Raw genomic sequence first — 16113 nt, 5'->3', positions numbered from 1 at the left:
ACTCTCCGATAATACAATACTATTGGTATAGAAACTCCCACTTCACGCCGGAACCCAACATTCGGTTCGATTTAGCTCCTTGTCAACTTTTTAACGCACTTCTAAATCCATACCAGACTCTTCAATGACTTCCAATGTATCATCCCATACTTCACCTAGTTCACGAAGAGGCATATCATGCGTCTTATACTCATCGATGGAAGCTGCATCATCAACAGGCTCAATATCAGGATTAATCGGAACCTCTAAGGATTCATAAGAGAACTCCTGCTGATTCTCTTCTTCAAGCGCCCAATCCATAAACGTCTCTGCATTTTCACGATTGGGTCCGTCATTAATCAAGCCAATGCCAGCGGCATTTAACACGGCACCCATTTCATCGTCGCCTTGGTCCGGATAGACGACGCCGACGTTATTATTTTGTGGCTCTTCCAGCTGCTGGTGATAATAATAGTTATTGACAAGGCCGAATTCCACTTCTCCTGTACCAACAGCTTCACGAATGTCCCCGTGACCATCGGTGATAATACCAGCGTTATCACCCACTTCACTCAGCCATTCAACGGTTTGGTCATCTCCCCATTCTTGGCGGAGGGCCGAAACATGTCCAATCATACTGCCGTTTGCTCCGCGTGTCACAGCAAACTGACCCGCATATTCAGGGTCCGCTAATTCAGCAATGGAATCAGGAACATCTTCTTCATTGACAAGATCTTCATTATACATTAACACGCGGGTTCGCGCAGACAAGGCAACCCAGGAATCGTCCTCAGCACGGAAATCTTCATCGATGCTCTCGATGTTATCCGCTTCGTATCCATCCAGAAGACCCTGCAGTCGTAAATGCTCCAAAGCTCCAACATCATTCGAGATAAAAACATCTGCTTGGACATTGTTAGCTTCTTCCTGGATTCGGTTCACGGCTGTGTCATCCGCATGCAAGGCTTGAACCTCAATTCCCGTTTCCTCTTCAAACTTATCTAGGAATTGATTAACGAATGTCTCATTTCGAGCCGAATATACGACCAGTTCCCCATCTTCTTCACCTTCCACTTGTGCAGATCCTTCACTGCCGGCCTCTTCTCCATCTTCTTGCCCACAGCCTGCTCCAATAACCGCTACGGATAGAAAGGCGGCTGACAACCATGAATACCTCTTCATACTAATTCTCCTCCTCATTATACACGACTTTCTCATCATTCGTGGCGGGCACTCTCATTACTACCCAGCTTCGAATTTCTGAGAATAATAATATTCATTCTCTTCATTCTCAATTAATATATTACCTTTATAATTGCTAGATTTTCCGTCCCAAACGAATCCTCCCCCCCACTCGTGGTAAGGGGAAGGGAAAATTGTATCTAATCGACGAGAGCAACGAGCTCCGGCTTGATATCAAACGATACGACCGATCCGATGACTACCTGCTGGTCAATCGGGGCATAGAGGAGCATTGGTTCATTATTAGCCTCCGCCCCTTGCAGGCGTACAGTTAGCTCTTGATATTCTCCACTGTAAGTCACATGTTCCACGTTGCCCGAATAGCGACCTTCATCTGCCAAAAGACACCCCTCTGGACGAATGGAAACTTTCACATTTTCAATCATTGTATCTTTTCGTTCAGGCAAGCAAACTTTCCCAATGTGGGTATTTACATGCTTTAAATCAGCACACATCGTTCCATTCAGCAGGTTTGTTTTTCCCACAAATTGCGCAACAAAACAATTGGTGGGGCATTTGTACATCTCCCTGGGCTCGGCTACTTGCTGAACCACCCCTTCATTCATGACAACGACGCGGTCAGATACAGCAAAAGCATCTTTTTGGTCATGGGTAACAATCACGCCAGTGGTTTTGGCTTTTCGGAGGATCGAAGTAACATCATAGCGCATCTTTTCTTTCAGGCTCGCATCTAGGTTACTAAACGGTTCGTCCATCAGTACCACATGAGGCTTGGGCGCTAGGGCACGAGCCAAGGCGATCCGCTGCTGCTGGCCTCCAGAGAGTTCATCCGGAAAACGTTTGGCGCAATCCTCAAGCCCGACAAGCTCCAGCACTTCTTGGGCCCGTTTCTTCCGTTCCCGGACTTTCCATTTATTTAGTCCAAACATCACGTTCTTCTCAATATTTAAATGAGGAAAAAGGGCATAATCCTGAAAGACCATCCCAATTCCACGTTTTTCAGGCGGTATAGAAACATCGGGAGAGTATACGGTCTCACCTCCGATGGTAATCGTTCCAGTCGTCGGTTGTTCAAAACCAGCGATCATGCGGAGAGTCGTGGTTTTTCCACAGCCGCTGGGTCCAAGTAAGCTTAATATCTCCCCCTTTTCCAGATGAAGATTAACATTGTTGACTGCAGAGACCAAGCCACGATTAAACGATTTCGTAAGATGCTCCAATTGGACAAAACTCATGAAACGAATCCCCCAAGTGATAAAATAGCAAAAGACAGACAAACGGTTTATGTATAAATTATAATCATTATTATTTATGTGAGAATGATTTTCATTATAGATAAATTATAGCATGGGGGTCCCCCTTCGTCAACGCTTCAACCCCTGGTACAGGCACATCAACATACCAAAAATACATCCATTTATTGGAGATATCTTTTTTATACTTTATAGGCGTGTTTAATAAGAGCCGAGTAGGTCGAATAAGCGTAGCTTCGAACATCCTTCTTGTACCGTGAAAGTTATTTTTCCGTGATTTTTTGCACATCCTCTTGGAGGGGACTTTTCCTAAAGCCAACATTTGATCACGGTTAAAGACAAATCAATGTGATTTCACCTTTAAATGGACAAAGGAACTAGCATAATAATAGGTTTATAGGACGATTACATAAGTATTCCGCTCATGAAAAGATAACTTATAACTATTCAAAATCATATAACTTTTCTATATAATAGCCAGTAAGACTGGGATATACTCTCATACATTTCCCATGATAATACGACGAAGGGAGCAAGATAGGTGAAGAAAACGTTTACAAGGGTTACCGCTATAGGGACTGCTCTAGCACTGACGTTCAGCGCCCCGATTGCTTACGCCTGTAACCTCGGGCCGGAGGGTCATGCGAACGGTGCACCAAAACCTGTAGAGACAGGACCTCCTGATTTTGGTGGCGCAGCCAAGATCGACGTGGAACCGAACAATGGACAAGTAACTGAAATGGAAGAAGTGGCCGCCGTTGAATTAGAAGAGCTAGAAGGGGTTCCTGTCACGACTGCTGACGTGTATGCACATAATGATTATGCCTATCTCGGAACACACGTCGGTGCGGAGTCCAATGAAGGGGTCAGGGTTTTTGACATGAGCGATCCAAAAAATCCTGAGGAAGTAGCCGCATTTGCCAACGACATCCCCGGAACCTGGCAGGAAAAAGTGATTGTTAAAAGTGTGGATACCCCTCACTTTAGCGGTGATTTGGCTGTAGTCAGCTTACAGAAATATACCCAGGATGAAACGGAGAAAGGCGGTACGGTTTTATACGACGTTACCAACCCGGAAGAACCTAAAGAACTGGGGTACTATAAAGTTCCCGAGGAAGTCCTTACGGGTACACATGAATTATATTTGACGACACAAGGAGATCGGGCCTTGCTTCTTACGGCAAACATCTATGCGGATTACTACACCGAGGGGGACTTCCATGATTTTTCCATCGTGGATGTTAGTGACCCGACTGATCCACAAGAACTCTACAACTGGGATCCTCGGGAGTTGATTGATGCAGATAATTTCGATGGTTTGAATTATACGGATGAAGAGGGAGCAGAGAGAGAGGCCTTTGCCCACAGTGTCATAACCGATCCATCAGGAAAAACTGCCTACATCTCTTACTGGGATCTAGGGACGGTCATCATGGATATTAGTACTCCGGAAGACCCTGAAATTATCGGTCATACGAGCTTTGAGCGTCATGTACAAGGAGCTGCACACTCTGCCGCACTAGCACGAGGTGGAAACATCTTAATTGAAACGCGTGAAGTCTTCGATCCAGATCCGGACGATGAGGAATTTGAACGCGGCTGGGGGTATACGCGCATTTATGACATAAAGGACGAAAGCAACCCAAAACTCATCAGCGACTTTAGAACTGAGAACTCCCTAGAACAAATTGATCCGGAGGAGCGTTTACCAGGCACATACACCGTTCATGATCCGAAGGTTAAAGGCAACACATTGTATTTGTCCCACTACTCAGATGGTATTCGTATGGTCGACATAAGTGACCCTTATAACCCAGAGGAAATGGCATCTTACGTTCCCGAATCTGCGAATGTATGGGGTGTATTTTTGTACAACAACTATATTCTCGGTTCAGATATGGGCCAAGGCTTGAAAGTGGTTGAGGCTAACAGAGGAGGTGGCCCTCCAGATTGGGTTGATCCACCAGGTCCCCCGGATTGGGTCAATCCCCCCGGGCATAATGCGAACGCACAGAATGATTTTGGCCTAGATCAATCTCGCTTTCTCGGTAATATGAATTATAATTTGCTCACTAGTATTCAGCAATAGCAAATCCAAAAGCACTCACTGAAGCCTGCTTCGGTAGAGTGCTTTTTTCCTGTGAAACAGCAGCCTTTATGGACCTTCAAGCGACATGTCCAGAAAAGTCCTAGGCAAGAATCTAATGTTTAATCGTTGATACAGGAGGGTAACATGACAAAGTACCTATGATTCCGAGGAGCGATAATGATGAATGAAAAGATTTTTATTAGCCCTAGTAAGTATGTACAGGGGAAAGATGCTACAGATGTAGCCGGGAAATATAGTAAGGAACTTGGAAATAAAGCACTCGTCATTGCCGATTCATTCGTATGGGACATGGTGGGACACCGTGTCGTCAACAGTCTTAAAGAAGCTGATATCGAAACCGTCGATGTTACCTTCGAAGGAGAAGCTTCCGATACAGAGATTCAGCGAATCGTCGGTAAAGCAAAGGAAAATCAAACTGACATTATTGTCGGTGTCGGTGGCGGGAAAGCCTTGGATACAGCAAAAGGGGTCCGCAACTTCACTGAAAACGCAGCCTGTGTCATCATACCGACAACTGCATCTACGGACGCTCCGACAAGCGCCCTGTCCGTGATTTACTCAGATGACGGGGTTTTCGAAAGATACAACTTTTACAACAAAAACCCTGACCTTATCTTAGTGGATTCAAAAGTGATTGCCACAGCACCACCGAAATTTTTGGCTTCCGGTATCGCTGACGCGCTTGCTACATGGGTTGAAGCCCAGGCTGCACACGAAAGCAGGGGGGCTACCATGGCCGGGGGACGATCCACCATCGCTGGACTAGCCATCGCCCAAAAATGTGAAGAGACGTTATTCGATTATGGGCGGCTTGCCTATGAAGCGAATAAACGCCAAGTCGTTACCCATGCACTCGAGCAAGTCGTTGAAGCAAATACTTTGCTTAGCGGACTTGGCTTTGAAAGCGGCGGCCTTGCTCTCGCCCATGCTGTGCATAATGGTTTTACTGTCCTAGAAGGAGACATTCACCATATGAGTCACGGGGAAAAGGTCGCGTTTGGCATTCTCACTCAGCTCACGTTAGAGGCCTATAACCAATCAGAAATCAATCGCTATATTGAGCTTCTTGATAAACTTGGGTTACCAACCACATTCGAAGACCTTCATATTGAAGACATTGAACATGAACAACTCTTGAAAGTAGCCGAAGCCGCGATGCAAGAAGGTGAAAGTAGCCATAATATGCCGGCGGCACCTCCGGCTGAGGACGTTGTTGACGCGATGATTGCCGCGGATCAATATTCAAGAGCGTACAAAGAGGAACGTGAATGATCGAGCAGCACATTACCTTGTGCTTCAGCAAAATGCTGGGGTACAAGGTTTCTTATGTTTATGTTTTTCAATCGTTCGAAATGGATAAATTAATCATATAGAACGTTTGAGGAGTGAAATGTTATATGAGATCAATGACTGTCACTGGAGCGCTTCTGATCATCACTGGTTGGTTCGCGCTGGTGGAATTTGATAAATTTAACGAAGAAGAGCGAAGAGACATCGTGCAAGGGATTAAGCAAAGCCCAGCAAAAATCCTTTTAGTTGCCCTTATGCCCGCCGGTATCCTCATCAATATTTTAGGAGGCTTCTTACTTTCCCCCTTTACGATGATGATTGGATCAACCCTGATTTTTCTGCAAGCCATCATCGTCTCGTTATTATTCTGGAAACGCGCACGCTGGAAAAGCATTCTGCTTTTCATCGTCGTCCTTGCGCTCGGGATTTTTATTTACATCCCCTTTTGGATATGAAAAAAGACAGTGGAGTATTGGCCACTGCCTTTTTTCATCACCCATTTGCCGCACTTCCAGCGAGAAATGTATAAATTAGCCCCACACACAGAACGACTGCCATAACCACAACGATGGCCATAATGATTTTCCCCTCTTTATTCATCGTGCCTCAAACCTCCAGCATCTCCTATTTATACGTAAACCGCAGCCAATCGACAAAAGATTCTTCGTCAACGACTTCAAATCCATATTTTTCATAAAATGCCTTGGACGCGCTTCCTTTAAATACAGCAAGAGATAATACCTCGCCTTTGGCATAATTTTCATCCATGATATGCTTTAACACATTTGAGCCAAAGCCTTTGCCTTGATACTCGGGCTTAATGTAAAAATGTTCAATATGGTGCCCATTATCCTCCGGCTTAACGGAAATACAGCCGACAAATATATCCTCTGATTCAATAATGTACGTGAGGGAAGGGTCAAATTTTTTATTAAAATATTCTTGAACTCGCTCAGACTCAAGACCGTGACGCTCAAAATCCGGAGCCATCACCTTCATACGTAATGTCGCCAAACGTTCTTTATCTGAAGCCGAAGCCGTCCGAAGAGTGAATGTTGATTGCATCGCGAATGTGTTCCACCTTTATCATCGTTCATCGTTTTTATTCTACCATGATTGATAATTATGATGAAAATAAAAAAGAACCCAGGGTTGAACCTGGATCCTTTTTGAACATACACTTTATATTAAACTGTTCTTGGTACCTGGTGGAAGCAGCGTTTGTAGATCCACTCATAATCTTGAACCGTTAGGTCACGTGGATTTCCAACAGTTTGTGGGTCATCCATCGCTACTTTTGCGAGACGCTCGGTTAATTGTGGATCTACACCTTGATCCTCCAATGTTGGAATATCGAGGTCATCAGCAAGGTCATACATATACTGAACAGCCGCTTTGGCTGCTTCTTCTGTATCCATCTCAGTGGTGTTAATGCCAAATGCCTGTGCGATGCGTGCAAAACGTTCCGGAGCGCCTTTCCAGTTATATTCCATCACCGGCCCCATCATCGCGGCTACACATTGACCGTGGGCTACAGGAATAATACCGCCAAGCGTTTGGCTCATGGCGTGAGCTGCACCAGCTGATTCACTGCCGTAAGACAGACCCGCGAGCATTGCTGACTGAGCCATACCATAGCGTGCTTCTAAATCTTCGGCATCTGCGTAAGCACGACGGATATACTTCGCCGCATATTCGATCGCCAAGAGGGCTACAGCATCTGTGACCGGCTGGGCGAATTTCATGGTATAACACTCGACCGCGTGGGCAATCGCATCAATGCCAGTCATGGCTGTTACATGCGGCGGCATGGATACGTGAAGTTCTGGATCGATGATCGTTAAGTGAGCCGCAATCAACGGTCCGCCGGTGTTGAATTTCGTTTGACGGTCTTCGTCGGTAATAACCGCCCATTGCGTAACTTCTGATCCCGTACCCGCCGTCGTCGGGATCGTTGCAAATGGTGGAACGCGGTTTTCCATTTCTTTTTTCCCTTCAGCGTCTTCGTAATCAAGGACTGTACCTTCGTGGGTCACTTCAAGCCCAATCGTTTTCGCAGTATCCATCGAGCTTCCACCCCCGACGGCAACCAAACCATTGCATCCTTCCTGTTCATAAAGGGAAGATCCTTCACCGATGAGGCGCACGGGAGGGTTAGGCTCTACTTTATTAAAAAGAACGACCTCAACCCCTGCTTTTTCTAGACTTTCTTCAACGGGTTTTGTCACGCCTGCATTATAGATGCCAGGATCTGTAACAAGCAAAATTTTATCGGCACCAAGGTTTTTCACTTCATCTCCAAGGTGTTTAATCGCACCGATGCCGTGTTTAATCGCCGTTGGTACTTCAAACGTATGATAGCCTAACATGGATTCGACTTTCATATTCATGCTCATATTCAACTCTCCTTTTATTTAAACCAGTGCAATGGCTCTGGATTGATATTTCTAAACACATGCTTCGTCTCGGTATACTCTTCAAGTCCTGGACGTCCAAGTTCGCGTCCAATCCCTGATTGCTTATAACCGCCCCAAGGAGCTTGGGCAAAATAAGGATGGAAATCATTAATCCACACGGTACCCATTCGAAGCTGTCCAGCTACGCGTTCAGCTTTTCCAATGTCCTCAGTAAAGGTCGCACCGGCTAAACCGTAGATGGTATTGTTTGCTTTTCTAATGGCATCTTCTTCAGAATCAAAGGTTTCAATGGTAAGCACCGGCCCGAACACTTCTTCCTGAACGATACGCATATCTTCCGTACAGTTTGTAAAAATGGTCGGCTGATAAAAGAACCCTTGCTGCAGTTGTGCCTCTTCAGGTCTTTGACCCCCAAGAACCAGCTGCGCACCTTCTTCTTGTCCAATGGCTACATATTTTTCTACTTTATCCCGGTGCTCAGCGGAAATGAGCGGTCCGGATTGCGTATCTTCTGCGAAACCATCGCCAAGCTTAATATTTTTTGCGCGTTCAACAACCGCGTCAACGAATTTATCATGGATGGAACTTTCTACAAGCAGACGAGCCCCCGCTGAACAAACTTGACCAGCGTGGAAAAATACTGCATTAAGTGCTTGATCCACTGCTGTCTCGAAGTCCGCGTCAGCAAAAACGATGTTTGGATTCTTACCGCCTAGTTCCAAAGCGAGTTTTTTCACATTGGTGCTTGCCGATTGCATAATTTTCTTCCCGGTGTCAATTCCGCCCGTAAAAGAAATCAAGTCGACGTCCGTACTCTCAGATAGGTGAGCACCTACATTATGCCCTGGCCCAAGCACTAAGTTTGCAACTCCTGTTGGTACGCCTGCTTGCTCAAAGAGTTCAAACACTTTAACGGTCGTAAGAGGTGTAATCTCACTTGGTTTCATGACCAACGTGTTCCCCGCCGCCAAAGCTGGCGCCAACTTCCAGGCTGCCTGTAACAATGGATAATTCCAAGGTGTGATTTGCCCGCATACGCCAACCGGTTCGCGCACAACCTTACTTGTAGAATCCGGAAGCGGGCTATCAATCATTTCACCGCCCTCTTTATCGGCCAAACCAGCAAAATAGATAAAGACATTGGCGATATCGTCCATATCATCCAGACTTTCACTCAACGTTTTACCGGTATCGAGGGTTTCAAGCTCTGCTAATTCTTCGCGTGATTCGCGAATAAGCATGCCAATCTTATGAACAATCTCCCCGCGTTCATTTGCCGGTGTCGCTGCCCACGATCCTTCGTCAAAGGTACGACGGGCAACAGCAACTGCCCGCTTGGCATCCTCTTCGTTCCCTTCCGCGACAGTCGCGATTACTTCCTGGTTAAAAGGATTAATAATCTCACGTTTCTCATTTGTGATGGAATCAACCCATTGCCCATCGACATACATCTGTAAACGCAAATGATCACCCTCCTCATTTATATTTTGTTTAATTTTTATTAAACGTTTTGAACAAATATAAATTTACCACGGCTCTTTTTACCTGTCAACGATATGGTGATTAAAAAAATAAAAATCAGCGTCATAGCCTCTGACGCTGATTTTTATTTCGTACGTCCTTCTTCATCAAGGAGCATGTCGAATAATTCTCCGGACTGAAACTTATCGACGAGTAACTCCAAGAAAGCGTAGTATTTTAATGAATCTGTGATTTTATCCAGTTTTTGCTTTGCTTCTTCTCGAACATCTTCAGGCGTATCCGGGTCATCGATCAATGCCTGATAACGCGGCTGTGCCTGGCGAACGCCATGCACATTTACACTCACTTCCCGTTGCCAGCGGCGCGTAAAGAAAGAAACGAAGAACTGAAAAAAAATCATGCTCAGCCTGATACAAATCTTTACGGTGACCTTTTTTATATACGCGATGGATAATTTTATCATCCATTAACTTACGGACACCAAGGCTGATGCTCCCTTTGCTCATCCCTAACTCATCCCGTAACTCATCAAGGGTCATGGGCCCGCCATTGAGATACAAAGTAGCATAAATACGTCCAACAGAACGGGTCACTCCGTAAATATCCATTGTATCGGCAATACTATCCTTAATCAGATCATGACCCTTTGCTAATTCCGTTTCTTTTTCTTCTCGTATGCTCTCGGACTCATTCTCCACAGCCCTCACCTCTGTTCTGTTCGGTTAATTTTAAATTTATTTAATATAAATTGTACCTTGATGGCCTCAAAAAATCAAACACGCGGCTCATTCACATCTACATCGTTGACATCAATGCTAAATATGATATAGTCATACTTAATTAATTTAATTTATATTAAACATTCTTAACAAATTAAACCTATCAAGGAGGATTATAATGTTTAATTTTAAATCAGGAAAATGGATCATCCCCATTTCCCTAAGTGCATTGGTGCTTGGAGCATGCGGCGAAGGCTCCAATGAGGAGTCGAGTGCAGCTGAAGATGAAGGAGGAGACATCGAGCTCGTATATGTGACTTGGGAATCAGAAGTGGCCTCTTCCAACGTCATAGGTAACGTATTGGAAGAAGCAGGCTACGATGTCACCCTAACATCCATTGAACAAGCACAAATGTGGCAAAGCGTTGCCCAAGGGGATGCGGACGGCTTTGTCGCTGGCTGGTTACCTTCGGACATGAAACATGATTATGAGAGGTATGGTGACGACATGGTCGAACTTGGCCCGAACCTGGAAGGTAACAGAACCGGACTTGCTGTTCCCGAATATATGGATGTGACAAGTATCGAAGAAGTGACTGAGGACAATTTTGATGAAATTGTCGGTATTGATGCAGGGGCTGGTATTATGAGCTCTACCGAAGAAGCGCTTGAGGCTTATGATCTTGATATTACCCTGAGATCAACCAGTGATGCGGTCATGACCGCCCAATTAGGTGAAGCGATCGAAAATGAAGAACCTGTTGTTGTCACTGCTTGGCAACCACACTGGATATTCAATACGTATGATCTTCGTTTCCTAGAAGATCCTGAAGGTATTTATGAAGAAGAGGAAGAAATTCGAACAATGGTACGTGAAGGACTTGAAGAAGATCATCCAGAAGCCTATCAAATCCTCGATAACTTCTACTGGGAAGCAGAAGATATGAACGAAGTCATGCTTGACATCTCTGAAAATGAAATGGAGCCAGCAGAAGCCGCGCAAGAATGGATCGATAACAATCGGGACACCGTAGATGAGTGGTTAGACACAGAAAGTGATTCTTAATAGCTTGAAAACGGAAATTGCTCTTCAAAGCGGTTTCCGTTTTTTATTTTATCCTTTACTGTTGCATAAATAAAGATCGGATTTGTCAAACCATCGGATCGGTGGCCCTGTGCAAATCCCCAATTAAGATGAAAAGTTCACTTCTGTAGTGAAGTAATCACCCAAAAATTGGAAGCCAAGAGGTGGTTACTTTGTATGTCTTCATTGTGGAAGCTACGGACCATTATCACTTGCCGATGGTTTTTTCCTTGAAGAAAGAGGGTATGAAGTCATCATGATCAACCCGTATATATCCAGTCATACAAGGACAGCGAGTGAAAACCCTGGAATGGAATAGCTTTATTAGAAGGTTTCCTCAATTGAGAAGGGACAATTATGGATTTATCGCCACATGGACAGAACCTGACATAGGAAAGGCTGGGTGGTTAGAGAACAAACTCACTCTGTTCTACATTAACAACACCTATCAATATGCAAAAGCGCTTAATCCTTTGCTTTTGCCACGGACGATTTACGACGATATAACGGCTTCCTCTTCGAATCCTTCAAAAGGTTGTTCAAAAATGATAGAAAGTGAAGCATCACACGAACGGTCACCCATATGATTACATAATGTACGCGGATTTCACGAATATCTGGTTTCACCGGCTTCCTTTCCGGTTATATAGTAAACGGAAAGGATGATAAAGATGAAGATACTGCTGGTAGGAGCAAGTGGAACCATTGGGAGCAACATCTATGATCGCTTGCAAATTGATCATGAAATCATACGCGCCGGCCGAAATGGCGCCGATGTGCAAGTAGATATCACAGATGAAAGCAGCATTCGCGATATGTATGAAAGAATCGGAAACGTTGATGCCGTTATCAATGCTTCTGGAAGCGCTGGTTTTGCCTCCCTCACGGAACTGACACCAGACAAAAATGAAACGGCCATCAATAGTAAATTAAAAGGACAAATGAACCTCGTATTACTCGGCATCCCTTATATCAATGATGGAGGAAGCTTCACCCTTACCTCTGGCGTTATGATGGATGATCCAATCCCGAAAGGCTCTTCAGCTGCTATGGCCAACGGAGCCATTCGTTCATTTGTCACGTCAGCGGCAGTTGAAATGCCAAGAGATATCCGTATTAACAGCGTAAGCCCCGGCTTACTAGAAGAATCTGCTAGTCGAATTGGACATTTTTTCCGAGGCTTTATTCCTGTACCCGGTAAGAAAGTAGCGGTTGCTTATCAGAAAAGCGTCGAAGGGGCACAGACGGGTCAAAGCTACGAGGTATATGAATAATAAAACATGGTTGAAGAGCGTTCCTGGACATCAGGACGCTCTTCATTTGTTCAAGTCTTGCGAATGGCATTGGCCTTCTTTCGAACGAATCTACCTGTCAGTCACTACGCATGCAGATATTGAATGCGAGAACCGATTTCATCACGCACACGTCTGAATTCTCTCCACTTCTCTTCATCTGTTCCGTTCGCTTTCGCTGGATCATCAAAACCCCAATGTTCGCGCCGGATACTTGGCGGGGTCATTGGACAGCGATCCGCCGCATCCGCGCATAGCGTAACGATCATATCAGCTTGATGCAATTGATCCATATGAATAACCTCTGAGGATTGGTTTGAAATATCGATATCGACTTCACTCATTACTTCCACAGCATGAGGATTAAGCCCATGTGCTTCGACACCTGCGCTATAGACTTCCCACTCATCATCAAGATAGTGCTTTGCCCATCCTTCTGCCATTTGGCTTCTGAAAGAATTCCCGGTGCAAAGAAAATAAATGATTTTTTTAGACATGATCATTCTCCTTTTTATTTAGCTAATGACTAATAGCCATAAATAAAGCCCGAATAAAGTCATGAACAATACAGGCAGCGTAATGACAATTCCTGTTTTGAAATATGTACCCCAAGAGATCTTTACCCCTTTTTGTGTAAGGACATGGAGCCATAATAATGTCGCTAATGAACCGATCGGGGTGATTTTCGGCCCTAAGTCAGAACCAACAATATTGGCATAGATCAACGCTTCTTTTATTAAACCTGATGTTGCAGTCGTATCAATAGCGATTGCATTAATCATCACCGTTGGCATATTGTTCATCATCGAAGAGAGAATGGCTGCCAGGAATCCCATTCCCATCGTTGCAGCAAAAACCCCTTGCTCAGCAACATATTGAATTCCTGTAGCCAGCACATCCGTTAATCCTACATTTTGCAATCCAAATACGACCACATACATCCCAATGGAGAAAAAGACTATGTTCCAAGGCGCACCTTTAAGTACCGACCCTGTAGGCACAGCCGGACTCTTGCTTGCAATGGCCAGAAAAACTAGTGCAATCGCTCCAGCCATAATGGATACAGGAATTTGCACAACTTCACTGATAAGATATCCCACGAATAGGATTGCTAGGACAATCCATGATAATCGAAACATCTTCGCATCTTTTATGGCGGTTACTGGTTTCTGTAACTTTTCGTAATCGTATCTTTTTGGGATGCTCTTTCTAAAATACAGATATAGAACGAGTATACTTGCCCCTAAAGAGAAGAAGTTCGGGACAATCATACGAGTGGCATATTCAATAAAACCTATCCCAAAAAAGTCGGCGGATACAATGTTCACTAAATTACTTACAATGAGAGGCAGCGAAGTAGAATCTGCAATAAAGCCACTGGCAATGATGAACGGAAAGACCATTTTTTCATTAAAATTCAACGACCGAACCATGGCAAGCACAATTGGCGTTAGAATAAGAGCTGCCCCATCGTTTGCAAAGAATGCTGCGACAATGGAGCCTAAAATACAAACGTACACAAACATGAGCACAGCATTTCCTTTGGCAGCACGTGTCATATGTAGGGCTGACCATTCAAAAAAGCCTATCTCGTCTAATATCAAAGAAATAATAATAACGGCAATAAACGTAAGGGTTGCATTCCAAACAATACTTGTTACCTCAAGAACATCTCCAAAGGAAACGACCCCTAAGAGTAATGCAATGACGGCACCACCACAAGCAGACCAACCAATATCTAAGTTTTTCGGCTGCCAAATCACTAGGACAAGCGTAATTACAAAGATGAGCGAAGCCAAAATTACTGAAGTCAACGTCCCAACCCTCCCTTACTGACAATCTATAGGTGCTTCTTTCTCTAAAAGCTTTAAAAATTGCTCATCTTCATCATCGATTTGACTGAGAATCACTCTTATTAAGCTGATCTGAGATGATGATTCATCGATGGAATAAAAACGCCATTGTCCTCTGCGCCTTTCTTTCAACAATCCTTCTTTTTTTAACTTTCCAAGATGTTGACTCATTGCGGGCTGACTAATATCAAACATCTCAACAAGCTGACATACACAGTATTCTTTGCTTTCTACTAACTTCAGGATTAACAACCGCGTAGGATCGCTCATTACTTTGATGCCATTGGCAACTTCCATATATGATAATTTCTTCGGCGATGTTATCAACTTTTACCTCCTTTTAATAATATTAATCATTGATTATATAAACATTATTTTATATAAAATATTCCTTATAAAGCAACCCGAACTGAACGTTTTTTTACTGATCATACAATCTCTTCAACGTAAAAGGGCAGCCAACGGCTACCCTTTTAGGCATTACGATATGAACGAATGAAACACTCAATTTGTATAAAAATACTTCCACTCGTTTCCATCAGGATCCATCACCCAAAATTTTTCCTGTACCATTACTCCTTAAAAGAGTGTTTAAGAGCATGAAGATCATGAAGCGGAGAACGATTGTTGAAGCATGAAATTAAAGCCTTTCCTTAGGTGATTCGTTTTCAAAATCAATGTAGCTGTCTGTGCAAAATTTAGACCCTTAGCGAGCCACGGAACCCTCTGGCACCATAGTAAGAGGAGGCACCGTTGTGATACACGAAGACGTGCCCGAAGCGAAAATCGCAAAAAAGGGCACCGCCGAGTTCTCTAATATCAGATGGGGTTTCCACCCAACTCGACGTTTTCATATCGAAACTTTCAAGTTTCTGCAACGTTCGATATTGTTCTTCCGTTAAAAGTTCAATCCCCATGGCAGTTGCCATATCAATAGCGTTATTTTCCGGTTTATGTTTTTTCCTTGACTCCAGACCTTCACGGTCGTAACAAACACTTCTGCGACCTTTAGGACTTTCCGCTGAACAATCATAAAAAATGTATTCGCCCTTTTTTTGGTCATGACCAACGACATCTGGTTCACCGCCCGTTCTTTCCATTTCATTGAGCGACCATAGTTTTTCAGTATGAGCATTCAGCTTTGCTTGGACTTTAGCCCATTCAAGGCCTTTATGACGGTTCATGTTTTTCTCAAAACGGGCTTTCAATACGCTGAGTAATTCTTCACGTTGTTCTAGTGACAGCTCCTTTTCATTACTGATTTGATTTTTATTTGTCATGTTAGTTCCCCCTCAGTATGCTATGAATATCATTATGGCTCTACACAAAATCTGCAGTTGACTTTATCTTCATGAAATGTCTTGCATGTAGACTTCATTACATTCGACGATGAAATGCTCAAATTTGAACTACCTTGAGGATTGCTCATCT

Annotated in this window: 16 protein-coding genes; 5 read left to right on the top strand and 11 right to left on the bottom strand. The window is 44.0% G+C overall.

Going from position 1 to position 16113, the window contains the following annotated elements; genetic code table 11:
- Nucleotides 1–90 precede the first annotated feature (90 nt).
- On the bottom strand, nucleotides 91–1161 hold the full coding sequence (locus tag HNR44_RS15080; protein WP_246407536.1) for an extracellular solute-binding protein: 1071 nt from the start codon (nucleotides 1159–1161) through the stop codon (nucleotides 91–93).
- 200 nt (nucleotides 1162–1361) lie between these two features.
- Entirely contained in the window at nucleotides 1362–2417 is a 1056-nt protein-coding gene (locus HNR44_RS15075; RefSeq protein ID WP_184405174.1) for an ABC transporter ATP-binding protein, read from the bottom strand.
- 559 nt (nucleotides 2418–2976) lie between these two features.
- On the opposite strand from HNR44_RS15075, the gene HNR44_RS15070 reads away from it, so the two are divergent.
- The 3 genes from HNR44_RS15070 to HNR44_RS15060 all read left to right on the top strand — a co-directional run bounded on the left by HNR44_RS15070 (nucleotide 2977) and on the right by HNR44_RS15060 (nucleotide 6290).
- Nucleotides 2977–4524 carry an LVIVD repeat-containing protein gene (locus HNR44_RS15070; RefSeq protein WP_184405173.1) on the top strand — a complete coding sequence of 516 codons (1548 nt, stop codon included), beginning with the start codon at nucleotides 2977–2979 and terminating at the stop codon, nucleotides 4522–4524.
- Nucleotides 4525–4704: 180 nt separating this feature from the next.
- Nucleotides 4705–5817 (top strand): glycerol dehydrogenase, encoded by a 1113-nt coding sequence (locus tag HNR44_RS15065; protein ID WP_184405344.1) that lies wholly within the window; start codon nucleotides 4705–4707, stop codon nucleotides 5815–5817.
- A gap of 125 nt (nucleotides 5818–5942) precedes the next feature.
- Nucleotides 5943–6290 (top strand): hypothetical protein, encoded by a 348-nt coding sequence (locus tag HNR44_RS15060; protein ID WP_184405171.1) that lies wholly within the window; start codon nucleotides 5943–5945, stop codon nucleotides 6288–6290.
- A gap of 169 nt (nucleotides 6291–6459) precedes the next feature.
- On the opposite strand, the gene HNR44_RS15055 is transcribed toward HNR44_RS15060, so the two are convergent.
- From HNR44_RS15055 to HNR44_RS15035, 5 genes are all read right to left on the bottom strand, one after another.
- Nucleotides 6460–6900 (bottom strand): GNAT family N-acetyltransferase, encoded by a 441-nt coding sequence (locus tag HNR44_RS15055; protein WP_184405170.1) that lies wholly within the window; start codon nucleotides 6898–6900, stop codon nucleotides 6460–6462.
- A gap of 122 nt (nucleotides 6901–7022) precedes the next feature.
- On the bottom strand, nucleotides 7023–8231 hold the full coding sequence (gbsB, locus tag HNR44_RS15050) for a choline dehydrogenase (protein ID WP_184405168.1): 1209 nt from the start codon (nucleotides 8229–8231) through the stop codon (nucleotides 7023–7025).
- A gap of 14 nt (nucleotides 8232–8245) precedes the next feature.
- Entirely contained in the window at nucleotides 8246–9715 is a 1470-nt protein-coding gene (gene betB / locus HNR44_RS15045) for a betaine-aldehyde dehydrogenase (protein ID WP_184405167.1), read from the bottom strand.
- 143 nt (nucleotides 9716–9858) lie between these two features.
- Nucleotides 9859–10068, bottom strand: coding sequence for a hypothetical protein (locus HNR44_RS15040; RefSeq protein ID WP_184405166.1), 210 nt, complete (start codon nucleotides 10066–10068; stop codon nucleotides 9859–9861).
- Nucleotides 10019–10432: a GbsR/MarR family transcriptional regulator gene (locus HNR44_RS15035; protein WP_184405165.1), complete on the bottom strand. Its 414-nt coding sequence runs from the start codon at nucleotides 10430–10432 to the stop codon at nucleotides 10019–10021. Before HNR44_RS15035 ends, HNR44_RS15040 begins: the two co-directional genes overlap by 50 nt.
- A 199-nt stretch (nucleotides 10433–10631) precedes the next feature.
- Here HNR44_RS15035 and HNR44_RS15030 point away from each other — a divergent pair, with 199 nt between their 5' ends.
- Complete coding sequence (locus HNR44_RS15030; protein WP_184405164.1) at nucleotides 10632–11519, top strand: glycine betaine ABC transporter substrate-binding protein; 888 nt, start codon at nucleotides 10632–10634, stop codon at nucleotides 11517–11519.
- A 689-nt stretch (nucleotides 11520–12208) separates the two neighbouring features.
- The gene (locus tag HNR44_RS15025) at nucleotides 12209–12811 is read left to right on the top strand and encodes a short chain dehydrogenase (RefSeq protein ID WP_184405162.1); all 603 of its coding nucleotides are present in this window, start codon (nucleotides 12209–12211) and stop codon (nucleotides 12809–12811) included.
- 104 nt (nucleotides 12812–12915) lie between these two features.
- Here the strand turns inward: HNR44_RS15025 and arsC are convergent, their stop codons facing one another.
- The 4 genes from arsC to HNR44_RS15005 form a co-directional block, all read right to left on the bottom strand.
- Nucleotides 12916–13326 carry an arsenate reductase (thioredoxin) gene (arsC, locus tag HNR44_RS15020; RefSeq protein WP_184405160.1) on the bottom strand — a complete coding sequence of 137 codons (411 nt, stop codon included), beginning with the start codon at nucleotides 13324–13326 and terminating at the stop codon, nucleotides 12916–12918.
- 18 nt (nucleotides 13327–13344) lie between these two features.
- Nucleotides 13345–14643: an arsenic transporter gene (locus HNR44_RS15015; protein ID WP_184405159.1), complete on the bottom strand. Its 1299-nt coding sequence runs from the start codon at nucleotides 14641–14643 to the stop codon at nucleotides 13345–13347.
- 15 nt (nucleotides 14644–14658) lie between these two features.
- Nucleotides 14659–14979: an ArsR/SmtB family transcription factor gene (locus HNR44_RS15010; RefSeq protein WP_184405343.1), complete on the bottom strand. Its 321-nt coding sequence runs from the start codon at nucleotides 14977–14979 to the stop codon at nucleotides 14659–14661.
- A gap of 401 nt (nucleotides 14980–15380) precedes the next feature.
- Complete coding sequence (locus HNR44_RS15005) at nucleotides 15381–15962, bottom strand: DUF4256 domain-containing protein (RefSeq protein WP_184405157.1); 582 nt, start codon at nucleotides 15960–15962, stop codon at nucleotides 15381–15383.
- Nucleotides 15963–16113 lie beyond the last annotated feature (151 nt).

Origin of the sequence: Geomicrobium halophilum (assembly GCF_014207655.1) — a bacterium.
GTDB lineage: Bacteria > Bacillota > Bacilli > Bacillales > Marinococcaceae > Geomicrobium > Geomicrobium halophilum.
The sequence above is the reverse complement of the archived record's forward strand: the minus strand, read 5'-3'. Positions and strand labels throughout refer to the sequence as shown.